The following is a 19,844-nucleotide window of genomic DNA, read 5'->3' as shown; positions in this document are numbered from 1 at the left end:
CGGAACAAGGAGGCCCGGCATGTCATCCGACACACCCGGCGGCCACGGTCCGCCCGCTTCGGCCCCGCCCCTCGGCGAGGGCGCGGCGGAGGATTTACTGCGCGGCATCTGCTTCAAGACAGGACCGCCGCGCACCGTGGGAGTCGAACTCGAATGGCTTCTGCACGACCGTGAACACCCTCACCGCCCCGTCCCGGCCCACCTTCTGGAGGCGGCCGCAACGGCCGTCCGGGCGCTGCCCCTGAGTGCGGCGCTCACCTTCGAGCCCGGCGGCCAGCTGGAGCTCAGCTCGCGCCCCGCCGATTCCCTGATGGCGTGCGTCAACGACACCGCCGCCGACCTCGTCGCCGTACGCGCCGCCCTCGCCCGACTGGGTCTCGCGCCCGCCGGTCTGGGCGTCGATCCCTGGCAGTCACCGCGCCGGCTCCTGCGCGAGCCCCGGTACGAGGCCATGGAGAGGGCGTTCGACCGGTGGGGACCGGCCGGCCGCGCCATGATGTGCACCACCGCGTCGGTCCAGGTCTGCCTGGACGCCGGGGAGGAGGAGCCGGGGCCGCTCGGGTACGCGCGGCGCTGGCAGCTGGCGCATCTGCTGGGCGCGGTGCTGGTGGCGGTCTTCGCCAACTCGCCGTTCCAGCGGGGCGCGCCGACGCCCTGGCGGTCGACGCGCCAGTCCCTGTGGGCCGGTCTGGACGCGTCGCGGACGCTGGCGCCGGCCGGTCCGCTGCCGCCCCGCGACGCCTGGGCGGGGCACGTCCTGGACACACCGGTGCTGTGCGTCCGGGACGAGGGCCCCTGGGCCGTGCCGGACGGGCTCACCTTCCGGGAGTGGATCCGCTCGGGGCTGCCCAGACGCCCGGACCGCAGCGACCTCGACTACCACATCACCACGTTGTTCCCGCCGGTCCGCCCGCGCGGGCACCTGGAGCTGCGCATGATCGACGCGCAGTCCGGTGACGACGGCTGGATCGTGCCGCTCGCCGTCACGACCGCCCTGTTCGACGACCCGGAGGCCGCCGAGACCGTGTACCGCGCCGTCAAGCCGCTGGCCGAGACCGCGGGGGCCGAGGCCGCCCCGCGCAATCCGCTCTGGACCGCCGCCGCCCGCGACGGACTGACCGATCCGGAACTGCGCCAGGCGGCGGCCGTCTGCTTCGGGCTCGCCCTGGAGGCGCTGCCCCGGCTGGGCGCGTCCCGCGCGGTGCGGGACGCGGTGGCCGGCTTCCACGACCGCTACGTCGCCCGGGGCCGCTGCCCGGCCGACGATCTGCGGGACCTGCTCACCACGGACCGGGCCCTCCGCCCGGACCAGTCGAAGGGGACCCCGTCATGACCCAATCCCCCACTTCGCCGCACACCGGGGACGGTGAGGCGCTGCGCGAGCGGGCGCTCGCCGCGCTGCTCACCGCCCGGGAGCGCACCACGCTGCTCACCGACAGCGTGGACGACCACGAACTGACCGCTCAGCACTCGCCGTTGATGTCACCGCTGGTGTGGGACCTCGCACATATCGGCAATCAGGAAGAGCTGTGGCTGCTGCGCGGCGTCGCGGGCCGCGAGGCGATGCGTCCGGAGATCGACGGGCTCTACGACGCCTTCGAGCACCCGCGCGCCACGCGCCCCTCCCTGCCGCTGCTGGCGCCGGCCGAGGCCCGTTCGTACGCGTCCGAGGTACGCGGCAGGGCGCTGGACGTGTTGGATTCCACCCCGCTCGACGGCGGCACCGCGCTGGTGCGGTCCGGCTTCGCCTTCGGGATGATCGCCCAGCACGAACAGCAGCACGACGAAACAATGCTGATCACCCATCAGCTGCGCTCGGGACCGGTGGCGCTGACGGCGCCCGAGCCGCCGCGTGCCGTCGACGCCCCGGCGCTTGCCTCCGAAGTCCTGGTGCACGGCGGATCGTTCACCATGGGCACCTCGACCGAGCCGTGGGCGCTCGACAACGAACGCCCCGCGCACCGGCGCGACGTCCCCGGCTTCTGCATCGACACCGCTCCGGTGACCTGCGGCGCCTACCGGGCGTTCATCGAGGACGGCGGTTACGAAGAGCGGCGCTGGTGGGCGCCCGCGGGCTGGGCGATGGTCCGCGAGCACGAACTGGGCGCGCCACTGTTCTGGCACCGGGACGCCGGGCAGTGGCTGCGCCGCCGTTTCGGGGTGACCGAGCCGGTCAAGGACGACGAACCGGTCCTGCACGTCAGCTGGTACGAGGCCGACGCCTACGCGCGCTGGGCGGGCCGGCGGCTTCCCACCGAGGCGGAGTGGGAGAAGGCGGCCCGGCACGACCCCGCGTCCGGGCGCTCCCGCCGCTATCCGTGGGGCGACGAGGACCCGACGCCGGAGCGCGCCAATCTGGGGCAGCGCCATCTGCGGCCGGCGCCCGCGGGGGCGTACCCGGCCGGGCGGGCGCCGTGCGGGGCGGGGCAGTTGATCGGCGACGTGTGGGAGTGGACGGCGAGCGACTTCCTGCCCTACCCGGGCTTCGCGCCGTTCCCGTACCGCGAGTACTCGGAGGTGTTCTTCGGCCCTGAGCACAAGGTGCTGCGGGGCGGCTCGTTCGCGGTGGACACGGTGGCCTGCCGGGGTACGTTCCGCAACTGGGACCTGCCGGTCCGGCGGCAGATATTCGCCGGATTCCGTACCGCGAGGGATCTCTGATGTGCCGTCACATCGCCTACGTGGGGCCGCCGGTGGCCCTGGGCGAGGTGCTGAAGCAACCGGCGCACTCCCTGGTGCGGCAGTCCTGGGCGCCCCGCATGCAGCGGTACGGGACGGTCAACGCCGACGGCTTCGGGGTCGGCTGGTACGCGGACGGGGACCCCGTTCCCGGACGCTATCGCCGCCAGGGGCCCGTCTGGGGCGACCAGACCTTCGCCGATCTGGCCCGGGTGGTCCGCAGCCACGCCCTGCTCGCCGCGGTCCGGGACGCGACCGGGACGGACCCGGACGGCGAGGCCGCGGCCGCCCCGTTCACCGCGGGCGATGTGCTGTTCAGCCACAACGGGGCACTGGAGGACTGGCCGGGCTCGGTGGCGGCCCTCGCGGCCACCCTGCCGCCGGCCGAACTGCTGCGGCTCACCGCCCGCAGCGACTCGGCCCTGGTGTGGGCCCTGGTGCAGCACCGGCTCGCGGCGGGCGACCCGCTCGCGCAGGCCGTGGCGGACACGGTCCTGGAGGTCGCGGAGGCCGCCCCCGGATCCCGGCTCAACCTGCTGCTCACCGACGGACGCACCATCGTGGCGACCGCCTGGGGCGACACCCTGTGGCATCTGACCGAGCCCGGCCGGCGCACGGTCGTCGCCTCGGAGCCGTACGACGACGATCCGCGCTGGTACGAGGTCCCCGACCGCACTCTGCTGACCGCGGCCGGCGCCGATGTCCTGCTGACCCCGCTGAAGGAGCCCGACGCGTGAGTCCCTTCCTGCTGACCCGCACCCTGCCGGTGGACGCCACGGACGCGGCGCTGCGCGCCGATGTGCTGCACGGCCTGACCCGGCAGCCGAAGACACTGCCGCCCAAGTGGTTCTACGACGCCCGGGGCAGCGAACTGTTCGAGGAGATCACCCGGCTCCCCGAGTACTACCCGACGCGCGCCGAGCGGGAGATCCTGAGCGGCCGGGCCGCCGAGATCGCCGCCGCGTCCGGGGCCCGCACCCTGGTCGAGCTGGGGTCGGGCTCCTCGGAGAAGACCCGGTACCTGCTGGACGCACTGCCCGAGCTGCACACCTATGTGCCGGTCGACGTCAGTGAGAGCGCGCTGCGCGGCGCCGCCGACGCGCTGCTGGCCGAGCGGCCGCAGCTGTCCGTGCACGCGTTGATCGCCGACTTCACCGCCGGGCTCTCACTGCCCGACGTCCCCGGGCCCCGGCTGGTGGCGTTCCTGGGCGGCACGCTCGGCAATCTGCTGCCGCAGGAGCGGGCGGTGTTCCTGAAGTCGGTGCGCTCGCTGCTGGCGCCCGGTGACGCGCTGCTGCTCGGCACGGACCTCGTGAAGGACGAGAAGGTGCTGGTGGCCGCGTACGACGACGCGGCCGGGGTGACGGCCGCGTTCAACCGGAACGTGCTGTCGGTCGTCGACCGGGAGCTGGGTGCGGACTTCTCGCTGGAGGACTTCGCGCACGTGGCCCGGTGGAATCCGCACGAGGAGTGGATCGAGATGCGGCTGCGGGCCCGCCGGGCGCTCACCGTGAAGATCCCGCAGCTGGATCTGGTGGTGCCGTTCGACGCGGGTGAGGAGCTGCGCACGGAGGTGTCCGCGAAGTTCCGCGAGGACGGTGTGCGTCGCGAGCTGGCCGGGGCGGGGCTGCGGCTGACCCACTGGTGGACGGATTCCGGGGACCGGTTCGCGCTGTCGCTGGCCACGGTGGACTGAGCGGCGGGGGCGGGACCGGGCTCACCCGGCCCCGCCCCCAAACCGGCCGGCCGTTGCGGTCCGGCCCAGAGCCGCCCGGTCAGCTGCCGGCGAGCGCCGCGGTGATCTTCTCGGAGGCGTCCTTCGCCTCGGTCACCGGGTCCCCGCCCTGGAGGACCGCCGTCATGTAGGGCTTGATCGGGTTGTCGGCCTCGACCGCGGCCCACTGCGAGGAGTTCGGGGTGGCGTGGCCGCGGGTCGCGCCCTCGGCCATCGCGGCGGTGCTCTCCTCGCCCTCGATGACGTGGGCGAGGGCGGGCTTGTTGGGCACGTAGCTCATGGTCTTGGCCAGTTCCTCCTGCCACTTGGCGCCGGCCAGCGCCTTGATCACCTCGTACCCCGCGCCGCGCTGGCTCGCCTTCTGCGGGATGATCAGGTCGGAGCCGCCGGTGAACACCGAGCCGGGCGCCTTCGAGGTCTTGCCCGGGATGGGGAAGTAGCCCAGCTTTCCCTTGAGTTCGGGGTTCTTCTTCTCGATCAGCGTCACACTGCTGGGGGTGGAGATGATCTGGGCGACATTGCCCTTGGCGAACACGTCGGCCTGCGGGGGCTTTTCCTCGTCGGCGTCCTTGGGTCCCTCGCCCAGCCCCTGGAGTTGGGAATAGAACGCCATGCCCTTGAGCGCGGCCGGGCTGTCGAGAGTGCCCTCCCAGTCGCCTTCCTTGTCGGTGGCGAGTTCCCCGCCCTCGTCCCAGATGAACCCGGCGAGCACATACCAGTTCTGCCCCGGCAGATACATGCCCTGGTTTCCGTCCTGGTTGAGTTTCTCGCTGTCCGCGATCCACTCGGCGCGCGTCTTCGGCGGGTTCTTGATGCCCGCGTCCTCGAAGAGGTCCTTGTTGTAGATCACCACGCGGTTGGCCGCGTACCACGGGATTCCGTACTGGACGCCGCCGATGCTGCCCGGCTCGGCGAGACCGGGCAGCCAGTCCTCGCTTCCCAGGTCACGCATGGATTCCAGGGTCAGGTCGCGGAGGTTGCCGCTCTCGGCGTACTGGGCGACCTGGGTGTTGCCGACCTCGATGACATCGGGCGTGTCCTTGCCGCCCAAAGCCTCCAGGACCTTCGGGCCGATGCCACCCCATTCCTGGATCTTGAATTCCAGCTCGACCGATGAGTGCTCGTCTTCGTACGACTTCTTGAAGCGGTCCAGGAAGTCGGCGGTAACGCTGTCCTTCATCAGCCAGATCGTTACCTTCTTGCTGCCGGAGCCGCCCGATCCGGGGATCATGCCGCACCCGCCCAGCGCAACAGTGGAAATCAGGGCAACAGCTCCGACGAGCATGCGGTTTTTCACGGAGTCACCTTCTGCGGAACGGCAGGACGAAATTGCGGACCCGGTGTGGGGGACTGCGGGCTGCGCTCGCACGGGCGTGGCTGGAGTTTGGTATGGACCAATACTTTGGTCAAGGGCCGTTCCGGACATCCGAAACCTCCGCGACCCCTCGCGAACCGGGCCGAGGTAGGGCACCTTGGTAAGGACGAGAGGAGACATACCATGACGAATCACACGTACCGCGTCACCGAAATCGTAGGAACCTCCCAGGAGGGCGTGGACGAGGCCATCCGCAACGGCGTCGCAAGAGCCTCGGAAACGTTGCACAATCTCGACTGGTTCGAGATCACCCAGGTGCGCGGCCAGATCGAGGATGGCCGAATCGCGCATTACCAGGTGGGCCTGAAAGTGGGCTTCCGCCTCGACGACCCGCAGTGACGCGAGCGGGGTGTGCACGGGCGGGGTGTGCACGGGCGGGCCGATGCGGCGCACCTGGCCGGATCAGGTACGTCCCTCGCGCTCCTGCGCGTCCTTCAGCGCGGGCGAGGCCGGCGTCCAGCGGGCGCGCACCACGGTGAATCCGGCCAGTTCGGCCGCGTCGCAGACCAGCTCGTCGTCGTCCACCAGCATTCGTACCGTACGGTCGCGGCCGAGCCGCTGAAGAATCTCCAGCTTGGTCCGGCGGGCCGGCCGGCGGTCGTCGTCGCGCCGCATGTGCAGCCGCCCCTCGGGCAGCCCCTGCCGCGCCAGCCACGCCACGGTGTCCCTGCGGCACCGCTCGGGCCGCCCGGTGAGGTAGACGACCTCGCACTCCTTCGCGCTGCTCAGCGCCAGCCGCACCCCCTCGGCCAGCGGCGGGTCGTCCACCGCCGCGGCGAAGAACCGGGCCCAGTCCCGGCTGCGGCCCTCCAGATGGTGCTGGCGGTGGGCGGTGTCGGCGAGCGTACCGTCGAGATCGAATACGGCCAGGGGCCGGGCGTCGTTGCGCATGCGGCCAGCAAACCAAGCGGCCGGGTGTCCGGCGAACCGGCGCGGCACCGCCTGGCACGAACAGTTCGATACCGAGCGTACGGAGACTTCCTCCCCCATGTCCTCCCCCCACGATCCGTACGTCCGGGTCCGCGGCGCCCGTGAGCACAATCTGCGCGACGTCGACGTCGACATCCCCCGCGACACCCTCACCGTCTTCACCGGCGTCTCCGGTTCGGGCAAGTCCTCGCTGGCCTTCGGGACGATCTACGCGGAGGCCCAGCGCCGCTACTTCGAGTCCGTCGCCCCGTACGCCCGGCGGCTGATCCACCAGGTCGGCGCCCCCGCGGTCGGGGAGATCACCGGGCTGCCGCCCGCCGTCTCACTGGAGCAGCGCAGGTCGGCGCCCGGGGCCCGGTCCTCCGTGGGCACGGTGACCACGCTGTCCAACTCGCTGCGGATGCTGTTCTCCCGGGCCGGGGACTATCCGGCGGGCGCCCAGCGGCTCGACTCGGACGCGTTCTCCCCCAACACCGCCGCCGGGGCCTGTCCTCGCTGCCACGGCCTGGGGCGGGTCCACCGCACCAGTGAGGAGCTGCTGGTCCCGGACCCGGGCCTGTCGATCCGGGAGGGGGCGATCGCCGCCTGGCCGGGCGCCTGGCAGGGCAAGAACCTGCGCGACGTGCTGGACGCCCTCGGGTACGACGTGGACCGGCCGTGGCGCGCGCTCGACCCGGCGGACCGGGAGTGGATCCTGTTCACCGACGAGCAGCCGGTGGTGGCCGTCCACCCGGTGCGCGAGGCGGGCCGCATCCAACGCCCCTACCAGGGCACGTACATGAGCGCGCGCCGCTATGTGACGCACACCTTCGCCGATTCCAGGAGCGCCACGCTGCGGGCGAAGGCCGAGCGCTTCCTGACCAGTGAGCCCTGCCCGGCCTGCGAGGGCAGCCGGCTGCGGCCGGAGGCCCTGGCGGTCACCTTCGCGGGCCGTACGATCGCGCAGCTGGCGGGGCTCGCGCTCACCGAACTCGCCGGTGTGCTCGCGGCGGCGGGCGGCGGGGAGACCGCCCGGGTGCTGACGGCGGATCTGCTGGCCCGGATCGGGACGGTCACCGAGCTCGGGCTCGGCTATCTGAGCCTGGACCGCACGGCTCCCACGCTCTCCTCCGGCGAGCTCCAGCGGCTGCGGCTCGCGACCCAGCTGCGGTCGGGCCTCTTCGGCGTGGTGTACGTCCTGGACGAGCCGTCCGCCGGCCTGCACCCGGCGGACACCGAGTCGCTGCTCGCGGTGCTGGGGCGGCTGAAGGAGGCCGGGAACTCGGTCTTCGTGGTGGAGCACCAGATGGACGTGGTGCGGCGGGCGGACTGGCTGGTGGATGTGGGGCCGCTGGCCGGTGAGCACGGGGGCCGGGTGCTGCACAGCGGCCCGCCGGCCGATCTCGCCGGCGTCGCGGAGTCCGCCACCCGGCGCTTCCTCTTCGACGAGGCGCCCGCCCCCGCGCGTGAGGTGCGCGCGCCCTCGGGGTGGCTGCGGCTGCACGGGGTGGAGCGGCACAACGTGCGCGGGGTGGACGCGGCGTTCCCGCTCGGGGTGTTCACGGCGGTCACCGGGGTGTCCGGCTCCGGCAAGTCGACGCTGGTGGGGCAGGTGCTGGCGGGCGCGCCGGCCGACCGGCGGGCCGCCGGTGCCGAGGAGGCCGGGCCGGACCGGCAGGTGGCGGGGTGCGCCCGGACCGAGGGGCTGGACGCGGTGGACCGGCTGGTGCAGGTGGACCAGCGGCCGATCGGGCGTACGCCCCGTTCCAACCTGGCCACGTACACCGGGCTGTTCGACGTGGTGCGCAAGCTGTTCGCGCAGACGCCCGAGGCCCGTGAACGCGGCTACCGGGCGGGGCGGTTCTCGTTCAATGTGCCGGGCGGGCGGTGCGAGACGTGCCAGGGCGAGGGGTTCGTCTCGGTGGAGCTGCTGTTCCTGCCGAGTACGTACGCGCCCTGCCCGGACTGTCACGGCGCGCGGTACAACCCCGAGACGCTGGACGTCACGCTGCGGGGGCTGGACATCGCGTCGGTGCTCGATCTGACGGTGGAGTCGGCGGCGGCGTTCTTCGCGGACACGCCGGCCGCCGCGCGCAGCCTGGGAACGCTGCTGGACGTGGGGCTCGGCTATCTGCGGCTCGGGCAGCCGGCGACGGAGCTGTCCGGCGGTGAGGCGCAGCGGATCAAGCTGGCGGCGGAGCTCCAGCGGGCCCGCCGGGGCCGCACCCTGTATCTGCTGGACGAGCCGACGACGGGGCTGCATCCGGCCGATGTCGAGGTGCTGACGCGGCAGTTGCACGGGCTGGTCGACTCGGGCGGCACCGTGGTGGTCGTGGAGCACGACATGGCCGTGGTCGCGGGCGCCGACTGGGTGATCGATCTGGGTCCGGGCGGCGGCGACCGGGGCGGCCGGATCGTGGCGGCGGGGCCGCCGGTGGAGGTGGCCCGGGCGCCGGAGAGCCGGACGGCCGGGTACCTGCGGGCGGCCCTTCGTCTCGGCTGAGCCCTCAACCGTCTCCAACTCACCTATTTGCCGCATGGGTTGGCTCCGAGAACGGCTTTCGGGGAATGAAACAGTAAAGAACGTTGACAGTTAGCTGGTCCATACCAATTATGGGCATGCCCCACGGCTGTTCGTCGCCGTGCGGCATGTGACCCCCGGCCGGGAATCACAGGAACGCGGCCGCGCCCCTCACCGGGTGCGGCCGAGCCGTGCATCCGCCCGTTGTCCCACCCCGCTGGGAGCTGCCCCATGAGACGTCCAAGAACAGTCGGCGCCGTCCTGAGCGCCTTGGCCACCGCCGTCGCGTCCGCAGGTCTGGTCCTCGGATCAGGCGCCGGCGCGCAGGCCGCCACCACCGCCGCCACTCCCCTGCCCGCCCATGTCTTCGCGCCGTACTTCGAGGCGTGGAACGGGGACAGCCCGGCCGCGCTCTCGCAGGCGTCCGGAGCCAAGTACCTGACCATGGCCTTCATCCAGACGGAGTCCCGCGGTTCCTGCACCCCGTACTGGAACGGTGATTCGAGCACGCCGATCGCCCAGTCCGAGTTCGGCGCCGACTTCACCACGATCCGCTCGCGCGGCGGCGACGTGATCCCCTCGTTCGGCGGCTACACCGCCGACAACACCGGCACCGAGATCGCCGACAGCTGCACGAACGTCGACTCGATCGCCGCCGCGTACGAGAAGGTCATCACGACCTACGACGTGTCCCGCCTCGACATGGACATCGAGGACAACTCGCTGGACAACAGCGCCGGGATCGACCGCCGCAACAAGGCGCTCAAGAAGGTCCAGGACTGGGCCGCCGCCAACGGGCGTTCGGTGCAGATCTCGTACACCCTGCCGACCACCACCCGGGGCCTCGCCGACAGCGGTCTCGCGGTGCTGCGGAACGCGGTCTCCAACGGCACCAAGGTCGATGTCGTGAACCTCATGACGTTCGACTACTACGACGGCGCCTCGCACGACATGGCCAAGGACACCCAGACGGCCATCACCGGCCTGAAGGGCCAGCTGGCCTCGCTGTACCCGTCGAAGACCGAGGCCCAGCTGTGGGGCATGACGGGCATCATCGAGATGCCCGGCATCGACGACTACGGGCCGGCCGAGACCTTCACCACGGCCAACGCGCCCACCGTCTACGACTGGGCCGTCTCCAAGGGCGTCGGCACCCTGTCGTTCTGGGCGCTCCAGCGCGACAACGGCGGCTGCCCCGGCACCGGCGGGAGCGACACCTGCTCCGGCATCGCGCAGGACACCTGGTACTTCAGCCACACCTTCGCCCCGTTCACGAGCGGCGGCAGCGGTCCGGTGACCGACGACTACTCGGTGGCCGTCACCCCCTCGTCGGCGACGGTCGAGCCGGGCAAGTCGGCCACCGCCACCGTGAAGACCGCGGTGACCTCCGGCGCCGCCAAGACGGTCGCGCTGACCACGAGCGGCGCCCCGGCCGGGGTGACCGCGGCGCTCAGCCCGACCTCGGTCACGGCGGGCGGCTCCTCGACGCTGACGCTCAACGCCTCGGCGTCGGCCGCCCCGGGCACGTACACCGTCACGGTCACCGGCACCTCCGGCACGCTCAGCCACTCGGCGTCGTTCACCCTGACGGTGCCCGGTGCCGGCGGCGGCACGGGATCGCTCGTCAACGGCGACTTCGAGACCGGTGCGCTGGGCCCCTGGACCTGTGAGTCCGGTGGCGCGGTCGTCTCCTCGCCGGTGCACGGCGGTTCGCACGCGCTCGCGGTCGCGGCCACCGCGTCGCAGACCGGCGAGTGCGCGCAGACGCTCACCCTCTCCCCCAACACCACGTACACGCTTCAGGGTTACGTGCAGGGGAACTACGCCTACCTCGGTGTCCGGGGCGGCGCGACGGCGAGCACCTGGGGCCTGTCGAATGGCTACACCAAGCAGTCGGTGTCCTTCACCACCGGTTCCAGCGGCTCGGTGACGGTCTACCTGCACGGCTGGTACGGACAGGGCACGGTCTACGGCGACGACCTCTCCGTCACCAAGTCCTGACCCGGCACGCGTAGTGGCCTTCGGGCCCCGGCGGCGGGCGGCCTCCGGGGCCCGAAGGCGTGCGGCGGCTCAGCGGCGCGCCTTGCGGGTGGCCCGCAGCCACTCCTTGTTCATGGCCGAGATCGACGGCAGTGGGATGCCCTTCGGGCACGCGGTGGCGCACTCGCCGGTGAGCGTGCAGCCGCCGAAGCCCTCGCTGTCCATCTGCTCCACCATGTCCAGCACCCGGGTCTCGCGCTCGGGGGCGCCCTGCGGCAGCACGTTCAGGTGGTTGACCTTCGCCGAGGTGAAGAGCATCGCCGAACCGTTCGGGCAGGCCGCGACACAGGCGCCGCAGCCGATGCACTCGGCGTGCTCGAAGGCGAAGTCGGCGTCCGGCTTGGGCACGGGCGTGGCGTGCGCGTCGGGGGCCGTACCGGTCGGGGCCGAGATGTAGCCGCCGGCCTGGATGATCCGGTCGAAGGCGGAGCGGTCCACGACCAGGTCCTTGACGACCGGGAAGGCCGAGGCGCGCCAGGGTTCGATGTCGATGGTGTCGCCGTCGTGGAAGGCGCGCATGTGGAGCTGGCAGGTGGTGGTGCTTCCCCAAGCGCTCGAATCCGCTCGAGCAGGGGAGACCCCATTGGGGCCGTGGGCGTCGCCGTTGATGACGAGGCTGCACGCGCCGCAGATGCCCTCGCGGCAGTCGTGGTCGAAGGCGACGGGGTCGTCACCGGCGAGGATCAGCTCCTCGTTGAGGGTGTCGAGCATCTCCAGGAACGACATGTCCTGCGAGATGCCGTCCACCTGGTAGGTGGACATGGCGCCGGGTGCGTCGGCGTTCTTCTGGCGCCAGACGCGCAGGGTGAGCTTCATGCGTAGCTCCGCTGGGTGGGGTGGACGTACTCGAAGACGAGGTCTTCCTTGTGCAGGACGGGGGCGTCGCCGGTGCCGGTGAACTCCCAGGCGGCGCCGTAGGAGAACTCCTCGTCGCGGCGGGCGGCCTCGCCGTCCGGGGTCTGGGACTCCTCGCGGAAGTGGCCGCCGCAGGACTCGGCGCGGTGCAGGGCGTCGAGGCACATGAGCTCGGCGAGCTCCAGGTAGTCGACGACGCGGTTGGCCTTCTCCAGCGACTGGTTGAACTCCTCGCCGGTGCCGGGCACCTTGATGCGGCGCCAGAACTCCTCGCGGATCAGCGGGATGCGGGCGAGCGCGGTGCGCAGACCCTCCTGGGTGCGGGCCATGCCGCAGTACTCCCACATGAGTTCGCCGATCTCCCGGTGGAAGGAGTCGGGCGTGCGGTCGCCGTCGACGGCGAGGAGCAGGCTGAGCCGGTCCTCGGTCTCGGCGACGGCCTCCTGGACGCAGGGGTGCGAGGCGTCGACCTCCTCCTGCCGGGGGTTGCGGGCGAGGTAGTCGTTGATGGTGGAGGGCAGGACGAAGTAGCCGTCGGCGAGGCCCTGCATCAGCGCGGAGGCGCCGAGCCGGTTGGCGCCGTGGTCGGAGAAGTTGGCCTCGCCGATCGCGAACAGGCCGGGGATGGTGGTCTGGAGGTCGTAGTCGACCCAGAGCCCGCCCATCGTGTAGTGCACGGCCGGGTAGATCCGCATCGGCGTCTCGTACGGGTTCTCCGCGGTGATCCGCGCGTACATGTCGAAGAGGTTGCCGTACTTCTCCTCGACCTTCGCCCGGCCCATCCGCCCGATGGCCTCGGCGAAGTCCAGGTAGACGCCCTGGCCGCCGGGCCCGACGCCGCGCCCCTCGTCGCAGACGTTCTTCGCGGCGCGGGAGGCGATGTCGCGGGGCACCAGGTTGCCGAAGGCGGGGTAGACGCGCTCCAGGTAGTAGTCGCGCTCGTCCTCGGGGATCTCGGCCGCGGGGCGGGTGTCGCCCTCGGCCTTCGGTACCCAGATGCGGCCGTCGTTGCGCAGCGACTCGCTCATCAGGGTCAGCTTGGACTGGTGGTCGCCGGTGCGCGGGATGCAGGTGGGGTGGATCTGGGTGAAGCAGGGGTTCGCGAAGTAGGCGCCGCGCCGGTGGGCCCGCCAGATGGCGGTGGCGTTGGAGTTCATCGCGTTGGTCGACAGGTAGAAGACGTTGCCGTAGCCGCCGCTGGCCAGGACCACGGCGTCGGCGAAGTAGCTGCTGATCCGCCCGGTGACGAGGTCGCGGGCGACGATGCCTCGGGCCTTTCCGCCGACGACGATCAGGTCGAGCATCTCCGTACGGGGGTGCAGCTCGACGTTGCCCGCGGCGATCTGCCGGGACAGCGCCTGGTAGGCGCCGAGGAGCAGTTGCTGTCCGGTCTGGCCGCGGGCGTAGAAGGTGCGGGAGACCTGGACGCCGCCGAAGGAGCGGTTGTCGAGGAGGCCGCCGTACTCGCGGGCGAAGGGGACGCCCTGGGCCACGCACTGGTCGATGATCTCGACGGAGATCTGGGCGAGCCGGTGCACGTTGGACTCGCGGGCGCGGAAGTCGCCGCCCTTGACGGTGTCGTAGAAGAGCCGGTGGACCGAGTCGCCGTCGTTGCGGTAGTTCTTGGCCGCGTTGATGCCGCCCTGGGCGGCGACGGAGTGGGCCCGGCGGGGCGAGTCCTGGAAGCAGAACTGGACGACGTGATAGCCCTGTTCGGCCAGCGTCGCGCCGGCCGAGCCGCCTGCGAGGCCGGTGCCGACGACGATGACGGTGTGCTTGCGGCGGTTGGCGGGGTTGACCAGCTTGGCCTGGAAGCGGCGGGTGTCCCAGCGCTCGGCCACGGGGCCGGCGGGCGCCTTGGTGTCGGCGACGGGTTCACCGGTCGTGTAGTGCGTGTAGTCGTTCATGTCAGCTCACCACTCCGGTCATGACGGCGACGGGTACGGAGACGAAGCCCACCGTCAGCACCAGCGCGAGGACATTGGCGAGGGTCTTCAGGACGCGGTCGCGGCTCGCGCGGCCGGCGCCGAGGGTCTGCGCGGCGCTCCAGAAGCCGTGCTGGACGTGGAGTCCGAGGGCGAGCATCGCGACGATGTAGATGACGTCGCCGTACCAGGTGGAGAAGGTGTCGATGACGTTCTGGTACGGGTGGCCGGACTGGAAGCCGCCGGAGTGCACGGTGCCGGTCGTCAGATCCAGGACGTGCCAGACGATGAACAGCCCGAGGATGACGCCGCCGTAGCGCATGGTGCGGGTGGCGTAGCTCGCGCGCGGCCTCTTGTGCACGTAGCGGCTGGGCCGCGCCCTGAGGTCGCGCCGGCTGAGCTGGTACGCGGAGACCGCGTGCAGCACCACGGCGGCGACGAGCACCACGCGCACGATCCACAGCGCCCATTCGTGGTGCAGGAACGGCTCGCCCATCACCCGCAGCCAGTGCGCGTAGCCGTTGAACTCGTCGGCCCCGAAGAAGATCTTCAGGTTGCCGATCATGTGGACGACCAGGTAGAGGAGCATGACCAGACCGCTCGCGGCCATGATCGCCTTCTTGCCGACGGTCGAGCCCCAGAGCGTGCGCGTCATGGACGGTCGTCGGTCCGTCCGGGTTGCCAATGCCATGGACACGACGCTAGGGGCGAAGGGCCCGATCAGTCCAAGACATGGAATGGCTCATGTCCATAGGATCCACCTATGCAACGCGGTAGCGTGGGGTGATGCAGTTCCAGCAGCTGACCTATTTCGTGGCCGTCGCCGAGGCCCGGCACTTCACCCGCGCCGCCGAGGAGGTGCACGTTTCGCAGCCCTCGCTCTCCCAGCAGATCAGGGCCCTGGAAAATGAGCTGGGCGCCGAGCTGTTCAGCCGGGCGCGCGGGAACATCACGCTCACGGACGCGGGCGAGGCGCTGCTGCCGCTCGCCCGGCGCATCCTGGCCGACGCCGACACCGCGCGGCACGAGGTGCAGGAGCTGGCCCAGCTGCGGCGCGGCCGGGTCAGGCTGGGCGCGACGCCCAGTGTCTGCACGGGCCTGCTGCCCGAAGTGCTGCGCGCTTTCCACGACCTGCACCCCGGCATCCAGCTGCTGCTGGAGGAGGGCGGCTCGCACGACCTGGTACGGGAGCTGGCGCGCGGCGCGCTCGACCTGGCCCTGGTGGTGCTGCCGCTGCCGGCCGCGTCACCGGCGCTGACCACGGTCGAACTGCTCCAGGAGGACCTGGTGGTCGTCTCGTCGGCGCACCGCCCCCGACCCGGGCGGGGTGGCCGGGTCCGGATCACGGACCTGGAGGGCGAGCCGCTGGTGATGTTCCGGCACGGCTACGACCTGCGGGAGCTGACGGTGGCCGCCTGCCGGGCCGAGGGCTTCGAGCCGTCGTTCACGGTGGAGGGCGGCGAGATGGACGCGGTGCTCGGCTTCGTCCGCGCGGGCCTGGGCATCGCGGTGGTCCCGAGCATGGTCGCCACCCGGGCCGGCGTGGGCCTGAGCGCGACCCCGCTGGCCAGGCCGGGGCTGCGCCGCACGATCGCGCTGGCGCACCGCAGCGACGTGGCCCCGCCGCGCGCGGCCCGCGAACTGCAGCGGGTCCTGCTGGCCGGCCGGGCGGACACGGCATCCTCGTGAGGTGTCCGCCCGCCCGGCTCACACCGCGTCGGCCAGCAGCAGGGAGTGGATGCGGTCCGGGGCGCCCGGGCGCGCGTAGTACCAGCCCTGCGCGGTGTCGCAGCCCAGCTGCCGCAGCTGCTCGGCCTGGGCGCCGGTCTCCACGCCCTCCACCGTCACGGCCAGGTCGAGGCTGTGCGCGAGCGACACGATCCCCTCGACGATCTTGAGGTCCACCGGGTCCGCCGGATGGTGCTGCATCCCCTGGGTGAAGGAGCGGTCCAGCTTCAGCACGCTCACCGGAAGCCGCCGCAGGTTCGCGAGGTTGGAGTACCCGGTGCCGAAGTCGTCCAGCGCGATGTCGACGCCCATCTCGGCCAGCTGGCGCAGCGGTTTCAACAGGTCCTCGTCGGCCCCGATGAGTGCCGACTCGGTGACCTCCAGGCAGAGCGCGCCCGCTTCGAGCCCGGAGCGTTCCAGGACGTCGATGGTCTCCGCGACCAGCTGCGGGTGGTGCAGCTGGGCCGGCGAGAGGTTGACGTTGATGCGCAGCGGGCCGCCGTCGGCGTGCCGCTCCTGCCAGAAGTTGGCCTGGCGGACCGACTCCTCCAGCACCCAGCGGCCGAGCGGCACGATCAGCCCGGTGTGCTCGGCCAGCGCGATGAACCGGTCGGGCCCGAGCACCCCGTGCTGGGGATGGCACCAGCGCACCAGCGCCTCCGCGCCGTGCACCGTACCGTCGCCGAGGTGGACCAGCGGCTGGTACTCGATGAAGAACTCGCCGCGTTCCAGGGCGGCCGGCAGGGCCGTGGTCAGGCCGTGCCGGGTGATGGCGCGGGCGTCCGCCTCGGCGTCGGCCAGCTCGAAGCGGTTGCCGCCCGCCGACTTGGCCCGGTACATGGTGATGTCGGCGCTGCGCAGCACTTCCGCGGCGCTGCGCTCCCCGGCGGGCCCTTCGACGACGCCGATCGAGCCGCGGACGGTCAGCTCGCGCCCGTCGAGCCGGATGGGGGTGGCGAGCACGCCGAGGATCCGGCAGGCGAGTTCGTCCACCTCGGCCGCCGAGTCGAAGCTCGTCGTCAGCGCCACGAACTCGTCGCCGCCGAGCCGGGCCACCATCTCGCCCGGGGCCGTGGCGCAGCTCTGCAGCCGGTCCGCGACCTCGACCAGCAGCCGGTCGCCCGCGGCGTGGCCGAGGCTGTCGTTGATCGCCTTGAATCCGTCCAGGTCCAGGTAGCAGAGGCCGAAACGGCTGCCGTCGCCGGCTGAGAGCGCTTTCTCCAAGCGCTCGAAAAAGAGCGTCCTGTTGGGCAGGCCGGTGAGCGCGTCGTGGGTGGCCTCGTAGCGCAGCCGCAGGTTGAGCAGCCTGCGCTCGGTGGTGTCCTCCAGCAGGGCCAGCTGGTATTCGGGCCGGCCCTCGGAGTCGCGCAGCAAGGACACCGTCAGGTTGGTCCACAGGACGGTGCCGTCGTTGCGGTAGTACGCCTTCTCGACCCGGTAGTGCTCGCGTTCGCCGCGTACCAGCTCGTTGTAGAACTTCCAGACCTGCGGGGAGTCCTCGGGGTGGACCCACTCGTTGACGCGGTGGCTGAGGACGTGGTTCTCCAGGCCGCCGAACATCCGGGTGAGGGTGTCGTTGACTTCCAGGACGTTGCCGTCGAGGTCGGCGATCCCGATCCCGATGGCCGCGTCCTTGAAGACGGCCCGGAAGCGTGCCTCGGTGGCGTGCAGGGCCTGTTCGGCGTCGGAGCGGGCGGTGAGCGCCGAGCGGGCGATGGCCTCCTGCTCGGCGAGCGTCCGTTCGCGCAGGGCCTGGGTGAAGCCGGCCGCGACCGCGTGCTGGATGCGGGCGCAGCGGGAGCGGCTGTCCTCGGTGGTCAGGGCGACCGGTCCGTTGCTGCCGCAGTAGAGCACCAGGTAGGAGTCGACGACACCGAGCGTGGAGCTGAGGGCGTCCGGGTCCGTGCAGTGTGCCGCGACCAGCGCGCCGCCCACCTGGTTCGCCGCGGCCGCGTCGAACGGGCGGGCGTGCAGGGTGTCGCTGAGCGTGCGGGCCAGCGGCAGCAGATGCTGCTCGAACTCCGGACGGGTCAGGGAGGTGGCCGTCGACGGGAAGATGGCCCGGCTCCAGATGGTGGCGAACCTCCGGAGCCGGTCCTCGGGGCCGTCGGGTGCCGCGTCCGGGGCTCCGGACGACTGGGCGGGAATACTCACGCCTTGCGTCCCACTCCCGCGATGCCCGAGAAGGCGTATGGGTCCTCGTTCTCGGGGGCGGTCGGGCTGTCGGGGCGCCATTGCGGCATGGCGACGAGGCCGGGCTCGACCAGCTCGTAGCCGTCGAAGAAGCTGCTGATCTCCTCGCGCGTGCGCATGACCAGCGGGTTGCGGATGTTCTGGTAGACCCCGACCGTGCCGCCGGCCTCCTCACGGGTCAGCGGAATGCCTTCGTAGGCGGCGTGGGTGACGACGAGGAGGCTGCCGGGGGCGAGCATGTCGCGGAGTGCGGCGACGGCGGACCGCGGGTCGTCCGAGTCCTCGATGAAGTGCAGGACGGCCACGAGCAGCAGCGCCACCGGGCGGTCGAGGTCGAGGAGTTCGGCGACCTCGGCGTTCTCCAGGATCTCGGCCGGCCGGCGCAGGTCGGCGGCGGCGATCACCGCGCCCTCGTTGCCCTCCAGGACGGCCTGGCTGTGCGCGACGGCGACCGGGTCGTGGTCGACGTAGGCCACCTTGGCGTCGGGGTCGATCCCCTGGGCGACCTCGTGGACATTGCCGAAGGTGGGTATCCCGGAACCGATGTCGAGGAACTGGTTGATGCCCTCACCGAGCGCGTAGCGCACCGCGCGGCGCATAAAGGCCCGGTTCGCCTGCATGGCCTTGGGAAGTCCCGGCATGAACTCCATGGCCTTGCGGGCCGCTTCCCGGTCCACCTCGAAATTGTGCGAGCCGCCCAGATAGAAGTCATACATTCGGGACACGCTCGGCACCGAAATGTCAATGCCTTGCGGTGCCCAGGCGGGACGCTCCATCGATGTCTCCAACAAGTCGCCACGGCGATCCGGCCATGTTCATGGTCAGTGTTGACCAGAGGCTACTGATCGACCGCCAAGAGAGCGAGCGAAAACGGAAATTAGCCGTCCGTTATTGGTCACACTCCCGTGGCATGTGCAACCGCCCCGTCGCGGCCTGTCACATTCGGTGAACAGGAAGGGCCAAATAGTTCACTCCCGGACTACTTTGGCGCACCGGCGAAATCGGACCGGGTCCCGACCGGGCATCATGTGCCCCCAGACCCGCGGCCGTTGGTGCCTCCAGGCCCGATGCCCCGGAGGGGTTACCGAGGTTGCGGCTGACGGCCCCCCGCCGCTCCGGCTCCTCCCGGCTGTTCGGCAGTGACGAATGCCCGCGGCCGGTGACGCCTCCTTTGACGCCATTGCCGACGGCAGGGTCGACAATCGGCCATTTCCGGAAACGGACGCCTTGGCGGACCCACCCCTATTCCCGGTGGTCATGGGCACGCGCACCACCGATCCCTTCGTCCGGCGGGTCCGGGACGGCTTCCCGGGCGGCAAACCTGCCGCGCCCCAGGTCCCCTCCATCAGGCGAATCCGGAAGGGGTCCGGCGTGCCGCCGCACGGCCCGGAACATGCTCCCCGTCGTGTACGGATCACTCATCTGGCGGCTGGCAGCGGCTGTCGCGCTCACCTGGCAGCTGACCGCCCCCACTCCCGCGATCGCCGACAGCTGCGCGTACGCGTCCATCGGGGACGACGGCGGCGGCTCGGCCGTGGCCGTCAGCGGTGACGGCAGCTGCTACGCGGGGCCCGAGCCCACGCCCACGCCGAAACCCACGCCCCCACCGCCGCCGCCTCCCAAGCCCCCGTCTCCGCCGCCCCCTCCGCCTCCCCCTCCGCCACCCGAGCCGAAGCCCGAACCCGCACCGCCGCCGCCCTCACCGCCCGCGCCTCCACCGCCCGCCCCGGCGCCCCGGCCCTCGCCATCGCGCTCGCCGTCGCCCTCACCGTCCGTCCGGCCTTCGTCCCCCGCGCCCGTGGCGCTTCCCTCCTACCGCCGCCCCGTGCGGAAGGCACCGGAGCGCCACACCTCCCTGGTCACGCTCACCTTGATGATCACGGC

At 71.6% G+C, this 19,844-nt stretch carries 15 protein-coding genes; 8 read left to right on the top strand and 7 right to left on the bottom strand.

What is annotated here, in order from left to right; all coding sequences use genetic code 11:
* Positions 1-19: 19 nt before the first annotated feature.
* The 4 genes from egtA to egtD are packed head-to-tail and all read left to right on the top strand — an operon-like array spanning position 20 to position 4,375.
* Positions 20-1,333, top strand: coding sequence for an ergothioneine biosynthesis glutamate--cysteine ligase EgtA (egtA, locus tag E6R18_RS05690; RefSeq protein WP_136315727.1), 1,314 nt, complete (start codon positions 20-22; stop codon positions 1,331-1,333).
* Positions 1,330-2,661, top strand: coding sequence for an ergothioneine biosynthesis protein EgtB (gene egtB, locus E6R18_RS05685; RefSeq protein WP_136315726.1), 1,332 nt, complete (start codon positions 1,330-1,332; stop codon positions 2,659-2,661). The genes egtA and egtB overlap by 4 nt, the downstream gene beginning before the upstream one ends.
* Positions 2,661-3,416, top strand: a complete 756-nt coding sequence (gene egtC / locus E6R18_RS05680) for an ergothioneine biosynthesis protein EgtC (RefSeq protein ID WP_136315725.1) — start codon at positions 2,661-2,663, stop codon at positions 3,414-3,416. Before egtB ends, egtC begins: the two co-directional genes overlap by 1 nt.
* Positions 3,413-4,375 carry an L-histidine N(alpha)-methyltransferase gene (gene egtD, locus E6R18_RS05675; RefSeq protein ID WP_136315724.1) on the top strand — a complete coding sequence of 321 codons (963 nt, stop codon included), beginning with the start codon at positions 3,413-3,415 and terminating at the stop codon, positions 4,373-4,375. Before egtC ends, egtD begins: the two co-directional genes overlap by 4 nt.
* Positions 4,376-4,454: 79 nt before the next feature.
* Here egtD and E6R18_RS05670 read toward each other — a convergent pair whose 3' ends face one another.
* A complete protein-coding gene (locus tag E6R18_RS05670) occupies positions 4,455-5,711 on the bottom strand; it encodes an extracellular solute-binding protein (RefSeq protein WP_136315723.1) in 1,257 nt (418 codons plus the stop codon).
* Positions 5,712-5,912: 201 nt separating this feature from the next.
* Between E6R18_RS05670 and E6R18_RS05665 the strand changes: the two genes are divergently transcribed.
* The gene (locus E6R18_RS05665) at positions 5,913-6,128 is read left to right on the top strand and encodes a dodecin (RefSeq protein WP_018523108.1); all 216 of its coding nucleotides are present in this window, start codon (positions 5,913-5,915) and stop codon (positions 6,126-6,128) included.
* A 63-nt stretch (positions 6,129-6,191) separates the two neighbouring features.
* Here the strand turns inward: E6R18_RS05665 and E6R18_RS05660 are convergent, their stop codons facing one another.
* Positions 6,192-6,680, bottom strand: coding sequence for a hypothetical protein (locus E6R18_RS05660; protein WP_136315722.1), 489 nt, complete (start codon positions 6,678-6,680; stop codon positions 6,192-6,194).
* A gap of 97 nt (positions 6,681-6,777) precedes the next feature.
* Here E6R18_RS05660 and E6R18_RS05655 point away from each other — a divergent pair, with 97 nt between their 5' ends.
* Together E6R18_RS05655 and E6R18_RS05650 are read left to right on the top strand one after the other, a co-directional pair.
* Positions 6,778-9,201, top strand: a complete 2,424-nt coding sequence (locus E6R18_RS05655; protein WP_136315721.1) for an excinuclease ABC subunit UvrA — start codon at positions 6,778-6,780, stop codon at positions 9,199-9,201.
* Positions 9,202-9,450: 249 nt separating this feature from the next.
* The gene (locus E6R18_RS05650; RefSeq protein WP_168712280.1) at positions 9,451-11,220 is read left to right on the top strand and encodes a glycosyl hydrolase family 18 protein; all 1,770 of its coding nucleotides are present in this window, start codon (positions 9,451-9,453) and stop codon (positions 11,218-11,220) included.
* A gap of 69 nt (positions 11,221-11,289) precedes the next feature.
* On the opposite strand, the gene E6R18_RS05645 is transcribed toward E6R18_RS05650, so the two are convergent.
* Genes E6R18_RS05645 through E6R18_RS05635 form a run of 3 tightly spaced genes read right to left on the bottom strand, consistent with a single transcriptional unit; the run spans position 11,290 to position 14,730 of the window.
* Positions 11,290-12,075: a succinate dehydrogenase/fumarate reductase iron-sulfur subunit gene (locus E6R18_RS05645; RefSeq protein ID WP_136315720.1), complete on the bottom strand. Its 786-nt coding sequence runs from the start codon at positions 12,073-12,075 to the stop codon at positions 11,290-11,292.
* A complete protein-coding gene (locus E6R18_RS05640) occupies positions 12,072-14,021 on the bottom strand; it encodes a fumarate reductase/succinate dehydrogenase flavoprotein subunit (RefSeq protein WP_136315719.1) in 1,950 nt (649 codons plus the stop codon). Before E6R18_RS05640 ends, E6R18_RS05645 begins: the two co-directional genes overlap by 4 nt.
* Position 14,022: 1 nt before the next feature.
* Entirely contained in the window at positions 14,023-14,730 is a 708-nt protein-coding gene (locus tag E6R18_RS05635) for a succinate dehydrogenase (protein ID WP_136315718.1), read from the bottom strand.
* A 95-nt stretch (positions 14,731-14,825) separates the two neighbouring features.
* On the opposite strand from E6R18_RS05635, the gene E6R18_RS05630 reads away from it, so the two are divergent.
* A complete protein-coding gene (locus E6R18_RS05630) occupies positions 14,826-15,728 on the top strand; it encodes a LysR substrate-binding domain-containing protein (RefSeq protein WP_136315717.1) in 903 nt (300 codons plus the stop codon).
* 18 nt (positions 15,729-15,746) lie between these two features.
* On the opposite strand, the gene E6R18_RS05625 is transcribed toward E6R18_RS05630, so the two are convergent.
* Both E6R18_RS05625 and E6R18_RS05620 read right to left on the bottom strand, forming a co-directional pair.
* Positions 15,747-17,921, bottom strand: coding sequence for an EAL domain-containing protein (locus E6R18_RS05625; protein ID WP_136315716.1), 2,175 nt, complete (start codon positions 17,919-17,921; stop codon positions 15,747-15,749).
* Complete coding sequence (locus E6R18_RS05620) at positions 17,918-18,736, bottom strand: SAM-dependent methyltransferase (RefSeq protein ID WP_136315715.1); 819 nt, start codon at positions 18,734-18,736, stop codon at positions 17,918-17,920. The genes E6R18_RS05625 and E6R18_RS05620 overlap by 4 nt, the downstream gene beginning before the upstream one ends.
* Between the last annotated feature and the right edge of the window lie 1,108 nt (positions 18,737-19,844).

The sequence above is a fragment of the Streptomyces sp. A1277 genome, assembly GCF_004795015.1.
Lineage (GTDB): Bacteria > Actinomycetota > Actinomycetes > Streptomycetales > Streptomycetaceae > Streptomyces.
This window is presented reverse-complemented; position numbering and strand designations above follow the sequence as displayed.

What these genes read in the sequence shown, in the direction of transcription:
- E6R18_RS05620 (WP_136315715.1), bottom strand. Translation starts at nt 18,736, where the DNA reads ATGGAGCGTCCCGCCTGGGCACCGCAAGGCATTGACATTTCGGTGCCG.
- egtB (WP_136315726.1), top strand. Translation starts at nt 1,330, where the DNA reads ATGACCCAATCCCCCACTTCGCCGCACACCGGGGACGGTGAGGCGCTG.
- egtA (WP_136315727.1), top strand. Translation starts at nt 20, where the DNA reads ATGTCATCCGACACACCCGGCGGCCACGGTCCGCCCGCTTCGGCCCCG.
- E6R18_RS05655 (WP_136315721.1), top strand. Translation starts at nt 6,778, where the DNA reads ATGTCCTCCCCCCACGATCCGTACGTCCGGGTCCGCGGCGCCCGTGAG.
- E6R18_RS05650 (WP_168712280.1), top strand. Translation starts at nt 9,451, where the DNA reads ATGAGACGTCCAAGAACAGTCGGCGCCGTCCTGAGCGCCTTGGCCACC.
- E6R18_RS05640 (WP_136315719.1), bottom strand. Translation starts at nt 14,021, where the DNA reads ATGAACGACTACACGCACTACACGACCGGTGAACCCGTCGCCGACACC.
- E6R18_RS05635 (WP_136315718.1), bottom strand. Translation starts at nt 14,730, where the DNA reads ATGGCATTGGCAACCCGGACGGACCGACGACCGTCCATGACGCGCACG.
- E6R18_RS05660 (WP_136315722.1), bottom strand. Translation starts at nt 6,680, where the DNA reads ATGCGCAACGACGCCCGGCCCCTGGCCGTATTCGATCTCGACGGTACG.
- E6R18_RS05645 (WP_136315720.1), bottom strand. Translation starts at nt 12,075, where the DNA reads ATGAAGCTCACCCTGCGCGTCTGGCGCCAGAAGAACGCCGACGCACCC.
- egtC (WP_136315725.1), top strand. Translation starts at nt 2,661, where the DNA reads ATGTGCCGTCACATCGCCTACGTGGGGCCGCCGGTGGCCCTGGGCGAG.
- E6R18_RS05630 (WP_136315717.1), top strand. Translation starts at nt 14,826, where the DNA reads ATGCAGTTCCAGCAGCTGACCTATTTCGTGGCCGTCGCCGAGGCCCGG.
- E6R18_RS05665 (WP_018523108.1), top strand. Translation starts at nt 5,913, where the DNA reads ATGACGAATCACACGTACCGCGTCACCGAAATCGTAGGAACCTCCCAG.